Here is a 14,374-nt window from a genome sequence, read left to right as displayed (position 1 = left end):
ATAAAATTTACAAAATTTATTACATTGATAGCTTACCGTTTTTTACAGCAATAATTTGTGCAGCAATACTTATGGCAATTTCTTTTGGAGTGTGGCTATGAATGGAGATGCCTGCAGGTGCAAAAAAATTATCCTGCATTTTAATATCAAGCTTTTCATTTTCATACTCACTTTTCATTTGACTTATTTTATTTGCGCTGCCCAATACGCCAAAATATTCAAATTGTCTTTGTGCAAGCGCTCTTATTACCTTATCGTCTGTACGGTACCCAAATGTCATTACCACCACATAATTACCTGGTACTTGAGGAATATGCCCGGAAATTTCTTCATAACTTTTTAGCATTACCATTTTATGGGCAAAAGAATTTTGTTCCATGGTGTTCAGCATTTCTCTATCGTCGTACACTGTAATAAAAAAATCAGTACCCTGTAAGAGTTGGCTCAATGCAAGTGCACAATGACCGCCACCAATAATATGTAAATAATATTTACAGCCGGTTTTTTCAATGTAAGAAAAATCATTGTTGGTTTGGCTAAAATAAAAATCGCTTACAGGCGCTACATCTAAAAATTGAATGCCTGTATTCCTTATTTTCAAAGACCCGTTTTTATATAAAGCATCAGCATGTAAAAGGTGTTCAATTGTTTCAATCTCTTCATTTTTAATTGGGTAAAAAAGTAAGGTTTGTTCCCCTGAACAAATCATCCCACTCTTGTTATTACCCGCATCTTTATGGTGTACCTGCTTTTGAAGGCTTATCTTTTCAATGCCGGATTTCATTTCCTCTTTGGCCATTTCTACAAACTTATGTTCCATAATTCCTCCACCTATGCTCCCACACATTTTGCCGGTAGAAGAAACCGCCATTTTAAATCCCTGCCTCCCCGGAGAACTCCCAACACTATTTACTACGTACAGCAATATTACTTTGCTGCCCTTCTTTTTTTCTTCTATTATAAATTGCCAGGTATTCATTTCATTTTCCGGCTTTCCAGAATCTTTTTAAAAGAACGGCTGCGGATTTCGTTGAGTGTAAGGCCTGTTGCCAGTACTTCATCTTCGGTAATGGCGCCGCTGTTTAATGCTCTTAAAAAATAATTGAGCAAACCCTGTCCTGTTGCAGCATCGTCAAATACATCGCCTATAAGCGTGGCACGTGCTGCTTTTTCTACAAATGTTTTTAAGCGCTCTACGGCATCATCATAGCTTTCCATAAAAAAAGCAAAAACGGCAGTATAGCGCATGGGAAACTGCGCCGGGTTTAAATCCCAGCCCTGGTAATAGCCATTCCATAATGAATGACGGATATGGTCGTAACCTTTTTTCCATGCCCGGTGAACTACCTCTTCGTTTTCTTTCATTTGTGCTTTAGTAAGGTTATCTCCACGGTGCGGACCAATAGGCATTGTATTGGTTGCGCCATCGCTTAGCCAAATACCTGTATGCGCCAATGCCACTTTTGTCATGTGGTGGGCAAAGTCGCAAACGGGATGGTCCATTTCCTGGTAGCGGGCAGTAATACTACATGAGGCCGTATAGTCGTAAGTGCCAAAATGCATGGCAATACACCTACCTTTTGATGCAAGAATAAATCTTCTTAATGGATTTTGCCCATTGCTGTCCATAATTGATTGAGTAGTTTCTACCATCATTTCCATTTTTAAAATCCCTTTGGGCAGCTTTAGTTGTTTTTCCAGCACATCCATAAATAAGGCCAATGCTTCCGGTTGCTCAGGAATGGTAACCTTGGGTAGCATCACCACAAAATTTTGCGGCAGCTTACCCTTACTCTCTTTTACTAATGTGCTTATAAATAAATCCAGGGTACGCAATCCTCTTTCTTTCATTTCCTCAGTAAATGGTTTAATGCGTATGCCAATGAATGGTGGCAAGGTTTTCTTTTTAATACCGTTTGCTACTTCTTTTGCAGCCTGCATGGCTGTTGCATCTTCTTCTTCGTTACTTCGGTTACCAAATCCATCTTCAAAATCAATTCTAAAATCTTCTATTGCTTCCGTTTGTAATTTTTTAATTACTTTATAGTACACTTCGTAAGATAAATATGCAGGATGATGGCGTTTTTCGGATTTAGGGAGTTGCTCATAAGTTTTTTTAATAAAATGAGGTGATGCCGATTTAGAAATATCAGTTGAACCCCGGAGTCTGAAAATTCTTCCAAAGGTTAAAAAATCGGGGGCGTAAGTTTTAAAATTCTCCAAAGCCCTTTCTGCCAATATTTTTGCCGAATCATGTTTAAATAAATTAGCGCCGCCATACAATGTATGCACAGGCTGGCGCAGCGGCAAATCTCCAGAATAAATTTTTTGAAATGCCGTATTGGCTTTTTTTAATTTTCCAAAAATTGCCGTTTTCTTGGCGCTGTTAATTGATGTAGCCATAATAAATTTTAAAGGTTATTAACTTCCCCTGTAAGTAGTAAAGCCAAATGGGCTTATGAGCAAAGGAATATGGTAATGAGTTTGGCCGGCAATGGTAAACTGTATTTCCACAACCGGGTAAAAGCAATTGGTTTGTTTTTGAGCAAAGTAAGCCCCGGTATCAAAAAGCATTTTAAAATTGCCATTTAGGTAATGTAAAGCCGGAAGCATATCTGCAATTCTTCCATCTTCATTTGTTATACCCTGTGCAATGGTTTGCCAGTATCCCGGCTCCAATTTTTGCAACCTTATGCCCATGTTTTTCCCGGGCTGACCAATACTAGTGTCCAAAACATGTGTGGTGAGCTGGCTTATAGGAATAGCACCCCAGTTGGCTTTACTTAAATTCTTCTTCAAACGCAGAATCGTAATTTTCTGCTGCTCGTTCATGGCAATATGCAATTCTTCTATTTTACTGTTTTGTAAACGCTGATGCAGTAACTGTAACATTTCACTGGCAGGTTTGCCTGTTGCACATACTATAAATATAAACCCGTTTTTCTTTTCGTAGGCTTCGTTAGCATTTGCTAGTTCATCTATCGTTTTTTGCGTTGCCGATTGCACGCCGGATTGTTCTGCGGCTGCAAATTTTTCACCGGGTTTTGCCTGGTTACCTATTTTAGGATGATGCGAAAAAGCTTCAAGCCAATCCTGCTCATTACAAAGGCTATACCATGCATGATTTGCTGTTTTTATCAATTCAGCTTCTTCTTTAAAAGGCATTGCTTTCAACAGAGCATCAACCCATTTTTCAGCTCCGCAACATTCTTTAAACATTAACTTTGCATCTGCCCTACTTAAGTTGTTACATTCATTCAGCGTCATAACTAAAATATTATCGGTTATTTTAACAAAGCACCCTGGGATATCCAGCACCGGATGAGTTCCCTTTCTTCTTCCGTCATATTGGTTTTATTGTTTTGCGGCATACTTTTGGTAAGTACTACCCTTTGCAATATTTTGTCTTTATATTTTGCAATACTTTCAGGCGTATCATACATCACGCCATTGGGGGCAGTGGTGTACACCTCGTCTGTTGGCTTTGAAGAATGGCATTGTATGCACCGCTGCTGAATAATATTATTAACCTCTGCAATACTCACTTCATTTTTACATTCGCCGGGTTTTGCTGGCGCAGAAATATATGCAGCAGACAATAAGATTAAAATAGAAACAGGCATTACCCAAACGGAATATTGCCCTTTCTCCCTAAGGTTCAAAAAATGTTTCACTCCTACAACACCCAAAGTTATGAGCATTAAAATCAACCAGGGTTGTTTATACCCAAATGTAGATGGAAAATGATTGCTGATCATAACAAACAAAACAGGAAGTGTAAAATAGTTGTTATGTAAAGAACGTAAACCGGCATTTTTCCCCAATTGTGCATTGAGCGGCAACCCCAGTTTAGCGGCCTTTACCATTGCTTTTTGGGAGGGGATAATTACAAAAAAAACATTGGCAGCCATAATGGTACCCAGCATGGCGCCAAAATGGATATAAGCAGCCCTTGCGGCAAAAACCTTACTGTAAAAAACAGCAAAAGCAGTGCATATAATTAAGCCGGTTATTAAAAATAAAAATTTATTTTTTACCAGTGGCGATTTACACAATAAATCATAAATTAACCATGCAATAGCTAAAGATAAAACGCCAATTGTAATGGCCTGCATAGAAGAAATATCCAGGATATTTTTATCTACAAGTTGTGCCGAAGCATTAAAATAATACACTACAAATAAAAGGCAGAAACCTGTTACCCAGGTAAAATAAGCTTCATACTTAAACCAGTGCAATGCCTTGGGTATTTGCTTAGGCGCCACTTTATATTTCTCTAAGTAGTAAAACCCGCCGCCATGTATTGCCCAAAGGTTGCCGGCTAGTTCGTCCCTTACGCCCTCAGTTCGGTTTAAAGCATTTTCCAAAAAAACAAAATAAAATGAAGCGCCAATCCATGCAATACCAAATGTAATGTGCATCAACCTTATTACAATATTCAGCCACTCCATTACATGCCCTGCCCAAATGGTATCTTTAAGCCAAATATATACAGCGGCCACCATCGCCACACTTATTAAAATAATACTGGTATAAACGTAGTTTTTCGTTTGCCCAAACTGGCCACCAAGTTTTTCATTTGACTGTATAGCATGGTCAGATGGGAGGTAATAGGAAATTACAACCAGCACTGTAAGGATCGCCGTTAAAATAAAAATTAATATTACCGGTAACATTTAATATGCTTGTTTTTTACCCCACAACCTTAGCCTGCTTACGCCGCCATCGGGAAAAATATTGAGGCGAACGTGTGTACAAACTGGATTTTGGGCAATTTCTTTTTCAAAAGTATGTTCTGCATCGGCTTCTAATTTTTGCGAAGGCAAAATAGTAACCCAATTTACTTTATCTTCCAATACATCTTTATCATTATGGCAATTACAGGCTTCTAAAGTGCAGCAATCGGGATAGTTGCCTTTAAAATGTGCCGTATCCACAACAATTTTATCTATAACCCCGGGTATGCCCAGTTTAATAATTACCCAATCTTTATTATTGGCAGTACGGTTTCTTTTGGTTTCCCAACCATCGCCCATATTAATGCCTTTGCCCGGCAATAAAAGGTTTTCCATAGAACTAAAAAACATATCGTTGCAAGCTAATGGGCTGGCGCCCCACAAAACAGAAGCCAGGTCTATTTCTTCATTTTCAGCTACTTTGCTCCAGTCTATAAACACATTTCCATAAACCCTGAATCTTGCCACTCCTCCATCGGGATAAATGTGCAACCGCAGATGCGTAAAAATATTTTCATTTACCACTTCAAAATAATTATGGCTGCCTGCATCCAAAGAATTTTTGGAAACTACTTCCACCCAGGGTAGTTCATCCCAATTTTCCACTTCGGTTTTGTTATCAATATTTACAGCTTCCACAGAAGCAAACGGAGGATGGTTGCCCAGGAAAAAATTTGTATCTATATCCAAACCTTTTATAATGCCCTGGGTTGCCAGTTGAATTACTACCCAATCATGGCCGGCAATCCTTTTGCGCTTGCTTTCCCAGCCATCCATCCATTTACCCCTGTCGGTAAATTTTTCGGCAATAAAAACCCCACGGCCGGGTTTTATAAGATTTTCTTTTTCGGCAAAAAAATCATCGGTGCAATACAGGGTTTTACCGCCAAGTTTTTCGGCGGCCAGGTCGGTGAGTTTCGTAAATAGTGGCTCATCTTTAAAAACTTCTTTTACTTTTTCGTTAACCATGTTCCGGTATTTTTATTTATAATATTATTCTCATAAAACACTACAATTCCATTAACCATTGTTGCAATAACTTTTCCATAAAGCAACCTATCCAGGTATGGCGTAAGTTTATGCTTATGCAATATATTTTCTGTTTCTACTTTAAAGCTTTCTTCAGGTTGCCAAATTACAATATCCGCATCCATGCCTGCTGCCAACTTGCCTTTTTTTTCCAAACCAAGGAATGAGGCCGGATTTGCAGTAAGCAATGGAATAATTTTTTCCAGGGGCAACGTATCGGCAAGTGCTGTAAAAGTTGCACTTAACAAAAACTGCAGGCCGGCAATGCCACCCCAGGCTTTTTCAAAACTACCCGATTTTATTTCCTTAAGGTATGGCGGTGCTGGTGAATGATCGGAAGCAATAAAATCAAGGATACCTTTTTTTAAAGCAATTTTGAGCAGCCCATTATTATCTTTTGATCTAATAGGAGGCGCACATTTATACATTGTTTCGCCATCTTTAATTTCACCTGCTGAAAAATAAATATACTGCGGGCAGGTTTCTGCCGTTAATGGTAAATGAGTTGCTTTTGCATTTTCAATAATACCCAGCGATTGTGCAGAGGAAACATGAACGATATGAGTTTTGCAATAGTGCCTGGTACACAATTCAATCATTAATTTGATGGCTTTTATTTCCCATTCATCAGGCCTGCTATTAAGATAAGCATTATACTCAGAGGGATGGTTTTTTAATCCTGCTTTATGTTGATCGTCCGATAATTCGCAATGTACCAAAAGAGGTATGCCATATTTTTTCAGCACCGGCATTACAGCATCCAATTCTTGCCTTTCAACATTAGGAAACTCATCAATACCACTATGGGTTAAAAAGGCCTTTATTCCCAATACTCCATTTTTACAAAGCCCATCAATTTCATTTTCATTTCCGGGAACTACACCGCCATAAAAACCAATATTTACATTTAGATTACCGGCAGCAGCATTTTTTTTTGTATTCAGCGCTTCTACGGTTGTTGTAACCGGGCTTGAATTAAGCGGCATATCTACTATGCTGGTTATACCACCGGCAGCTGCGGCCAAGGTTGCCGTTTCAAAGCCCTCCCACTCTGTTCTGCCGGGTTCATTTATATGTACATGGGCATCTATGCAGCCAGGCATTATTACCGCATTACCAAAATCTATTGCATCATCATCTTTTACAAACCGGATACCCACAATTTTATTTTGTTCAATGGAAATTGTTGCAGGTACAAATTGATTATTTATCCAACAACGGCGGCTATATATTTTATTCCAATGTTGCATTAAAAATCAGTGCATGTAAATTTAAATTTATTGATACAAACCCAGCAAAACTTTTTCGGGTGTAATAGGCGCCAAAAAACCAATTGAACTTTTGGGATTAAAAGATTTTACGGCATTGCGAATGGCAAAAAAAGCCCCTATTCCATACATCAAAGGTGGTTCTCCTACTGCTTTTGAACGAAATATGGCCAGGTTGTCTTTTGAAGTTTTTAAAAATTCAAAATTCATTTTTTGCGGAACAGAATATATATCCGGCACTTTATAAGTACTGAGTGCATTGCTCCTCAATTTACCCTGTTCATCAAAAACGATTTCTTCCATAGTCATCCAGCCAATTCCCTGCACAAGCCCACCTTCAAGCTGGCCTTTATCAATAATAGGGTTCATTGTAGTACCCACATCATGCACTACATTTACTTCATCAATAGTGTAAATACCCCGCAGGCAATCAACTGTAACTTTTGTAATTGCAGTGCCATATACATGATAGGCAAATGGATGGCCCTTTTCAATGCCAGTATCGAAATGTATAGTTGGTGTAGAATAATGCCCATGTTCGCTGAGGCTAATACGGTTAAGGTAACTTTCCATAACCAGTTTGTCCCAGTTAAAGCCTGTTGCAACACCATCTGCAAATACCATTTCATTGATGATAGCTATTTTTTCAACTTTTGTATGGAGCAAAACTGCAGCCTGGTTTTTTATACGCTCTAAAATTTTTGAACAAGCTTCTAAAACTGCCATGCCGTTGAGATCGGCAGTAGCACTTGCCGCCGATGGTGAGGTATTTGCTATACGGTAGGTATTAGTACTGTTTATTTTTATTTTATTGGGATGAATGGAAAAAACAGTTGCCGCAACCTGCAACATTTTAGTATTTACGCCCTGCCCCATTTCCACTGCGCCGGTACTTATGTTTACGCTCCCATCCATATATACATGTACCAGCGCCCTTGCCTGGTTCATGTGTATTTTTGTAAAAGAAATACCAAAACAAATGGGCATTAAAGAAACCCCTTTTTTAAATAAGGTATTTGCATCATTGAATTCTTTTACTTCTTTTCTTAAATTTTTTAAATGGTAAAGCTGTTCTGCTTCGTTCCAGCAGGCAAGCGCTTCACTATTTGCTTTTTGCCTATAAGAAAATTCATCGCCGGTTTGCAGTAAATTATTTTTTTGTATTTCCGATGCATCAACTCCCAGTTCTTCAGCTGCTTTGGCAATGGCTGCTTCAATTACAAACATACCTTGTGGGCCGCCAAAGCCCCTGAAAGCCGTATTGGGCACAAGGTTGGTGCGACAGCAATAAGCCGTTGCCGTTACATTGGGAATAAAATAACTATTGGTACAATGAAACAAAGTGCGTTCCAAAACTGCAGGCGATAAATCCGCAGATGCGCCTGCATTTTGATAAAATTGTGCTTCGTAAGCAATAATCTTCAAATTTTCATCAAGGCCAATTTTAAAATCGGAGGTATAAGGGTTGCGCTTACCCGTCATCCGCATATCTTCCATACGATGCAAACTGTATTTCACCGGTTTGCCCAAAAGGTAAGCAGCTAATCCGCAAAAAATTGCCCAGGCTGTTGCCTGATCTTCTTTGCCACCAAAGCCGCCACCAAGCCTTGTTGTATCAATTTCTACTTTATGCATGGGCACATCCAGTACTTCTGCACAATGTTTTTGAACTGCAGTTGGTCCTTGTGTGCTGGAATAAATTTTTATGGCGCCATTTTCGGCAGGTATTGCATAAGCGCCCTGGGTTTCTATATAAAGGTGTTCCTGCCCGTTGGTTTCTGCAATACCTTCAAAAATATATTTGCATTGAGCAAATGCCGATTGTGAATCTCCAATTTTAAAAGTACGTGGAGGAACGATTAATGCGCCATTTTGCTGCGCTACCCTTGCAAGGGTAACAACAGGTAACGGTTCAATATCTATTTTAATTTTTTTTACTGCTTCATGTGCAGCGTTAGCATTTTCGGCAACTACAATGGCAACAGGCATTCCGTTAAAATGCACTACTCCATCTGCCAGCAAGGGTTCGTCTTTTACAATACCGCCAATTTGATTTTTTCCTGGAATATCTTTATTTGTCAAAATCTTCACTACTCCTTTTACCGCCAATGCATCATCTAAATGCAACTGTTTTATAATACCATGTGCTTCCGGCGAACCGTACACAGCGGCATTTAAAGTACCGGCAATTTCCGGTATATCGTCTAAATAAACAGATTCCCCACGGGTGTGTGTATATGAATCTATATTCCTCATGATAAAAATAAAATTTCATTTTCGGGCAGGGCTGGAAACAATTTAATGCAATGCGCCTTTATCAACTGCGCCAAAAGCAGCCGCTTATAACCTTCGCTTCCCCGGGCATCACTTATCGGGCTTATTTCTTCATTTACTTTATGCAATAATTCTTTTATGAGAGCCAGGCTTATTTCTTTCCCTTTTAAAAAATTACTGGAGGCGACTAAATAAAGAGGAATGGGGCCAACACCACCGGCAGCAATGGATGCATCTTTAATAATATTATTTTCGGAGCTTACCAGCATTGCGCAATTTACACTTGCAATATCCAGGTGCGTACGTTTGCTCACTTTCTCAAAATTAAATACCTGCTTTTTTGAGGGCAACTGAAAACTGATTTTTTCGATATACTCTTTTTCATCTTTATTCAATTGCTTATACCCTTTATAAAACAACCGCAAGGGCAATTCTCTTTTTAAATCGCCGTTGCATAAAGTAAGCTGTGCATTTAATGCCAGAAAAAAAATAGAAAAATCGCCTATTGGAGAAGCATTCACAAAATTACCTGCAATAGTTGCCATATTTCTTATAGGTGTGGAAGATACCAGCTTTATGTAATCATTAAGCCGGGGCAAATGCTGCTGAAAAACGATTGACCGGGCTATATCTGCTACAGTTACCGAGGCGCCAAATGCACAAATTCCGTTTTTTTCTTCAATAAATTTCCATTCTTTTTTATCATATAAAAATTGCAGGTCCTGGGTTGTCATTTCATCATGCTGCTGTACATATACATCTGTACCACCACCCAATTTTTTTGCAGTATTATTTACCTGCTGCCCTGGCTCAAGGAAAAATTTAATTAACCGTTTCTGAATACCGTTAAACCATTCAGGAATAATTTGCTTTTCAATTGCAAATGACAAAGCAGTGGTATTTCGCTGCTGCAAAAGTTGGGTAATTCTTTCTGCAGCCCGTTGAATAGATTTGTACCCTGTGCACCTGCAAATATTTCCATTCATACTGTCAATGGCATTTGCAGTAGCAGGAGTATTTTCGCTAAGGCAATAACCGGTAAGCGAAACAATAAAACCAGGTGTACAAAACCCACATTGCGATGCACCTTCTTCGGCAAAGGCTTCCTGTACCGGCGTTAAGTAATTTACGTTAATTCCTTCAATGGTTACTACATGCTTGCCTGTTACATTTCCCAAAGGCATAAGGCAACTGGTAACTGTATTATACTCTAACCTGTTGTTGGTAATTTCGCCAATTAAAACGGTACAGGCGCCACAATCCCCTTCCCTGCAACCAATTTTGGTACCCATGAGCCTGCGGTGGTACCGGATAAAATCAAGCAAAGTTGTGCCAGGATGCACATCGGCAGCAATATCCTTATCGTTTAATATAAATTTGAGCAAGCGAAACTGTTATCGTTTAAAGGTAATGAAAAAAAGATTGAAAAAGCGTATCGACAGTGAAAATAAAACAGAAAAATACATTCCATTCAACAAATATTTTACCTGCCTTCAAACATCCACCATCTCTTCTTATCAACTTTATAAGAAAGTTTAAATTCTACTATACTTTTTTCTTTCAAATAATTTATGGCATCATTAATGGAATTGGTAAAAAAGCATAAGTTGATATCTGCAGGTGCTATGGTTTTTACCCCTTTCATTTTTTCAAAATGGGCAATAATTGCTTTATAAAAATCTTTATCAAAAACAATAATAGGAAATGATTGTATTTTTTTAGTTTGGACCAGGGTAATTGCTTCAAAAAATTCATCTAAAGTACCAAAACCACCGGGCATCACAATAAATGCGTAGGAATATTTAATAAGCAAAGTTTTTCTTACAAAAAAGAATTTAATGTTCACCCATTTATCGAGATATTTATTAGGTTGCTGTTCATGCTCCAGCAAAATATTGCAACCCACGCTTTTCCCGCCTACATCTTTTGCACCTCGGTTTGCGGCTTCCATAATTCCCGGGCCGCCGCCGGTCATTACCGTAAATCCAAGTTTTGCCACTTCTGCCGCAAGTTTTTGGGTTTGCTGGTAATAAGGATGGTCTTCTTTAAACCTTGCTGAGCCAAAAATAGTTACACAAGGCCCGGCAAAATGCAGGTGCCGGAAGCCTTTAATAAATTCTGATAGTACATGTAGGGTAAAGGTAAATTCTTTCCAGCGGCTTTGCGGGCCATCCAAAAACTTAATTTCCTGCTTTACATTTGTCATGCAACAAATATAGGAAGCCTATTTCAGAAGATTATCAGAAATAGAAAAATTGAAATTAAATTTGCCTCCTGCTGGTAAACTTAAATTTAATATATGCAACATTTCATTAGTGATATTTCTAAAAGTGAATTCCCGGTAACTGAAAAAGTAACCGGCAAATCTATAAGAAAATGTATAATGGAAGAAATCATTAAAGAACACCCTGAATTTAATGATGCAAGTTTATTATCACTATCAGAATTAGGAAACTACCGTGAGCAATATATTCGCAACTCTTTAACTAATGAATTAGGAGAGCTCACAAGTGTTGAAAATAAAGTTCTGGAGCATTTAAAAAACAACCAAATAATTTCCGATAGTTTTAAAGAGGAAGCCCTGGATCACTTATCTGCCGGACAAAAACTTGCGGATAAAGTAGCCGTTTTTGGCGGAAGCTGGAATTTTATAATCCTTTTTGTTATATTTATTATCATTTGGATGGTCATAAATATTTTTTGGCTGTTAGGTAAAGGTTTCGACCCCTATCCTTTTATTTTACTTAACCTTATTTTATCCTGCCTTGCAGCTTTCCAGGCCCCGGTAATTATGATGAGCCAAAACCGGCAGGAAGAAAAAGACAGGGAAAGAGCAAAAAATGATTATATGGTAAATTTAAAAAGTGAACTGGAAATAAGGATACTTCATGAAAAACTCGATCATCTAATTGTTGTTCAACAGGAAAAACTTATGGAAATACAGCAAATTCAAATAGATATGCTGAACGACATTATGCAAAAAATGAAGAAATAACAGGCGCTCCCAAAAAATCAATCTTCCCAACACAATAACTGAATGTGTTGTTACATTAATGTAATAGTATAATTTTGTTTTAAATTACCTTCTTAGCCAATGCCTAAAATAGTTATAACTGCTTTACTGCTCATTTTTTTTAACCCGGCAAATGCACAACTCACCCGGTACATCGTTAGCCTCAAAAATAAAGCATTTAATGAATATACTTTGGCTAACCCTATAGCCTATTTGAGCCAACGGGCAATTGACCGCCGGAATCGTTACAATATAGCTATTGACAGCCTTGACCTGCCTGTAACCGGCAGGTATATTGACAGTATTCGCAATGCAGGATCAGTAACCATAATTAATACCAGCAAATGGCTGAACCAGGTAGCTATTAAAACCAGCGATGCCGTTGCTCTTGCAAAAATTAATGCATACCCTTTTGTAATGAGTGTTACTGCAATTGCTTCTTTCTCTACGGCAAACGAACCGACAGAAAATGACAAATTTTTCTTAGAAAATAATACCGGAAAATTAATTAGCACAGGTGACAATGTACCAACCTCATCATTAAACGGTATTTACGATTATGGATTAAGCGGCCCACAAGTTACCATTCACAATAATCATTTTTTACATAACATGGGCTTTAGCGGTCAGGGAATGCAACTGGCTATGATGGATGCCGGTTTTTTTCATTACCAAACTTTGCCCACCTTTGACAGCATACGTTTAAACAACCAAATATTGGGTACCTGGGATTTTGTAGCCAATGAAGCCAGCGTAAATGAAGATTACTACCACGGAATGCAATGCCTTAGCACTATTGCAGCCAATATGCCGGGGAGTTTTGTAGGCCAGGCGCCTAAAGCAAATTTTTATTTGTTCCGTACAGAAGATGTTGCCAGTGAATATCCTATTGAAGAGCAAAACTGGGCTGCTGCTGCGGAGTATGCCGACAGCCTTGGTGTAGATGTTACTTCTACTTCCCTGGGTTATTACAGTTTTGATGATGCATCGTTAAACTACACATACAATGATATGGATGGCAATACAACCATTAGTGCAAAAGCTGCAGATATTGCTGCAAAAAAAGGGATGCTTTGTGTAGTAGCTGCCGGTAACGAAGGCACGAACAGCTGGCATTATCTTATTACTCCTTCGGATGCAGACAGTGTACTTGCTGTGGGCGCTGTAAATGCAAACGGTGATGCCGCAAGCTTTAGCAGCTATGGCCCAAGCAGCGATGGGCAAATAAAACCCGGTGTTGCTGCCGTTGGATGGATGGCTGTTGTTGCCAATACCAGTAATGGTGCACCGCAGTTTGGTAATGGCACTTCATTTGCCTGCCCCAATATGGCAGGTGTTTCCACATGCTTATGGCAGGCTTTTCCCGAAGTAAACAATATGGCAATAATTGATGCGTTGCAAAAATCTGCATCTAAATATACTACAGCAGATGACAGGGTTGGCTACGGTATACCCGATGTAAAAAAAGCATTTGCACTCCTAATTAAGAAACTTTATACCCAAAACGCAATGGTAACTAATTGCGGAACCTCAATTGAGTTAAAGGTAAAAACCTGCAACTATATTTCTATTGTTGCACAAAGAAGGCTAAATAACGAAACGGTTTATACCACAATAGACAGCCTGCCCCAAGCCGGGAATTTTTCATTAAAAACTATTGCTATCAACGATAATTTGCAGGGACAGGCCGAAGGTATTGTTTGGTACAGATTTAAACTGGCGGTAGATGCCGACACCAGTTTTTATTTAGATTCTGTTGCGGTAACTATTCCTCCATGCAATATTAACGGCAACAGTATTGTTGTGGGCCCCAATCCTGTAGCAACGGATTTAAGTATTAAAGTAACGCAGTTAAATGCGGCAAAGCTCCAATTTGTATTGCACAACAGCGCCGGCCAAAATGTTTATACCCAAACCGTATCCCAGGCAGCCAATACATTTATGGAATACAACATACCCTTCAACAGGCTGAGCAGGGGAATTTATTTTGTTAGCGTATTTAAAAACGATAAAAAAATACTTTCTAAAAAGATTTTGTATTAATTAAAGGGTGG

The 14,374-nt window shown here is 38.7% G+C and carries 11 protein-coding genes and 1 pseudogene; 2 read left to right on the top strand and 10 right to left on the bottom strand.

The window, feature by feature from the left end; genetic code table 11:
* Positions 1-19: 19 nt before the first annotated feature.
* From IPO46_12930 to IPO46_12885, 10 genes and pseudogenes are all read right to left on the bottom strand, one after another.
* A complete protein-coding gene (locus IPO46_12930) occupies positions 20-979 on the bottom strand; it encodes an XdhC family protein (protein QQS62956.1) in 960 nt (319 codons plus the stop codon).
* On the bottom strand, positions 976-2,403 hold the full coding sequence (locus tag IPO46_12925; GenBank protein QQS62955.1) for a phosphoenolpyruvate kinase: 1,428 nt from the start codon (positions 2,401-2,403) through the stop codon (positions 976-978). Before IPO46_12925 ends, IPO46_12930 begins: the two co-directional genes overlap by 4 nt.
* Before the next feature lie 18 nt (positions 2,404-2,421).
* A complete protein-coding gene (uraH, locus tag IPO46_12920) occupies positions 2,422-2,757 on the bottom strand; it encodes a hydroxyisourate hydrolase (GenBank protein ID QQS64421.1) in 336 nt (111 codons plus the stop codon).
* 33 nt (positions 2,758-2,790) lie between these two features.
* A pseudogene (uraD, locus tag IPO46_12915) lies at positions 2,791-3,267 on the bottom strand (2-oxo-4-hydroxy-4-carboxy-5-ureidoimidazoline decarboxylase).
* Positions 3,268-3,284: 17 nt separating this feature from the next.
* Positions 3,285-4,505, bottom strand: coding sequence for a urate hydroxylase PuuD (locus tag IPO46_12910; GenBank protein QQS64420.1), 1,221 nt, complete (start codon positions 4,503-4,505; stop codon positions 3,285-3,287).
* 171 nt (positions 4,506-4,676) lie between these two features.
* Positions 4,677-5,705 (bottom strand): allantoicase, encoded by a 1,029-nt coding sequence (alc, locus tag IPO46_12905; GenBank protein ID QQS62954.1) that lies wholly within the window; start codon positions 5,703-5,705, stop codon positions 4,677-4,679.
* Entirely contained in the window at positions 5,687-7,015 is a 1,329-nt protein-coding gene (allB, locus tag IPO46_12900; protein ID QQS62953.1) for an allantoinase AllB, read from the bottom strand. The genes alc and allB overlap by 19 nt, the downstream gene beginning before the upstream one ends.
* 27 nt (positions 7,016-7,042) lie before the next feature.
* Positions 7,043-9,289, bottom strand: a complete 2,247-nt coding sequence (locus tag IPO46_12895) for a molybdopterin-dependent oxidoreductase (GenBank protein QQS62952.1) — start codon at positions 9,287-9,289, stop codon at positions 7,043-7,045.
* Positions 9,286-10,692: an FAD binding domain-containing protein gene (locus IPO46_12890; protein QQS62951.1), complete on the bottom strand. Its 1,407-nt coding sequence runs from the start codon at positions 10,690-10,692 to the stop codon at positions 9,286-9,288. The genes IPO46_12895 and IPO46_12890 overlap by 4 nt, the downstream gene beginning before the upstream one ends.
* Positions 10,693-10,790: 98 nt before the next feature.
* Positions 10,791-11,513: a TIGR00730 family Rossman fold protein gene (locus IPO46_12885; protein ID QQS62950.1), complete on the bottom strand. Its 723-nt coding sequence runs from the start codon at positions 11,511-11,513 to the stop codon at positions 10,791-10,793.
* A 93-nt stretch (positions 11,514-11,606) separates the two neighbouring features.
* On the opposite strand from IPO46_12885, the gene IPO46_12880 reads away from it, so the two are divergent.
* Together IPO46_12880 and IPO46_12875 are read left to right on the top strand one after the other, a co-directional pair.
* The gene (locus IPO46_12880; protein QQS62949.1) at positions 11,607-12,302 is read left to right on the top strand and encodes a DUF1003 domain-containing protein; all 696 of its coding nucleotides are present in this window, start codon (positions 11,607-11,609) and stop codon (positions 12,300-12,302) included.
* Between the two features lie 99 nt (positions 12,303-12,401).
* Positions 12,402-14,363, top strand: coding sequence for a S8 family peptidase (locus IPO46_12875; protein QQS62948.1), 1,962 nt, complete (start codon positions 12,402-12,404; stop codon positions 14,361-14,363).
* Positions 14,364-14,374: the final 11 nt, after the last annotated feature.

The sequence above is a fragment of the Chitinophagaceae bacterium genome (assembly GCA_016699815.1).
Lineage (GTDB): Bacteria > Bacteroidota > Bacteroidia > Chitinophagales > Chitinophagaceae > Ferruginibacter.
The sequence above is the reverse complement of the archived record's forward strand: the minus strand, read 5'-3'. Positions and strand labels throughout refer to the sequence as shown.

What these genes read in the sequence shown, in the direction of transcription:
- IPO46_12895 (QQS62952.1), bottom strand. Translation starts at nt 9,289, where the DNA reads ATGAGGAATATAGATTCATATACACACACCCGTGGGGAATCTGTTTAT.
- IPO46_12910 (QQS64420.1), bottom strand. Translation starts at nt 4,505, where the DNA reads ATGGTGGCCGCTGTATATATTTGGCTTAAAGATACCATTTGGGCAGGG.
- IPO46_12930 (QQS62956.1), bottom strand. Translation starts at nt 979, where the DNA reads ATGAATACCTGGCAATTTATAATAGAAGAAAAAAAGAAGGGCAGCAAA.
- allB (QQS62953.1), bottom strand. Translation starts at nt 7,015, where the DNA reads ATGCAACATTGGAATAAAATATATAGCCGCCGTTGTTGGATAAATAAT.
- alc (QQS62954.1), bottom strand. Translation starts at nt 5,705, where the DNA reads ATGGTTAACGAAAAAGTAAAAGAAGTTTTTAAAGATGAGCCACTATTT.
- IPO46_12875 (QQS62948.1), top strand. Translation starts at nt 12,402, where the DNA reads ATGCCTAAAATAGTTATAACTGCTTTACTGCTCATTTTTTTTAACCCG.
- IPO46_12880 (QQS62949.1), top strand. Translation starts at nt 11,607, where the DNA reads ATGCAACATTTCATTAGTGATATTTCTAAAAGTGAATTCCCGGTAACT.
- IPO46_12925 (QQS62955.1), bottom strand. Translation starts at nt 2,403, where the DNA reads ATGGCTACATCAATTAACAGCGCCAAGAAAACGGCAATTTTTGGAAAA.
- IPO46_12885 (QQS62950.1), bottom strand. Translation starts at nt 11,513, where the DNA reads ATGACAAATGTAAAGCAGGAAATTAAGTTTTTGGATGGCCCGCAAAGC.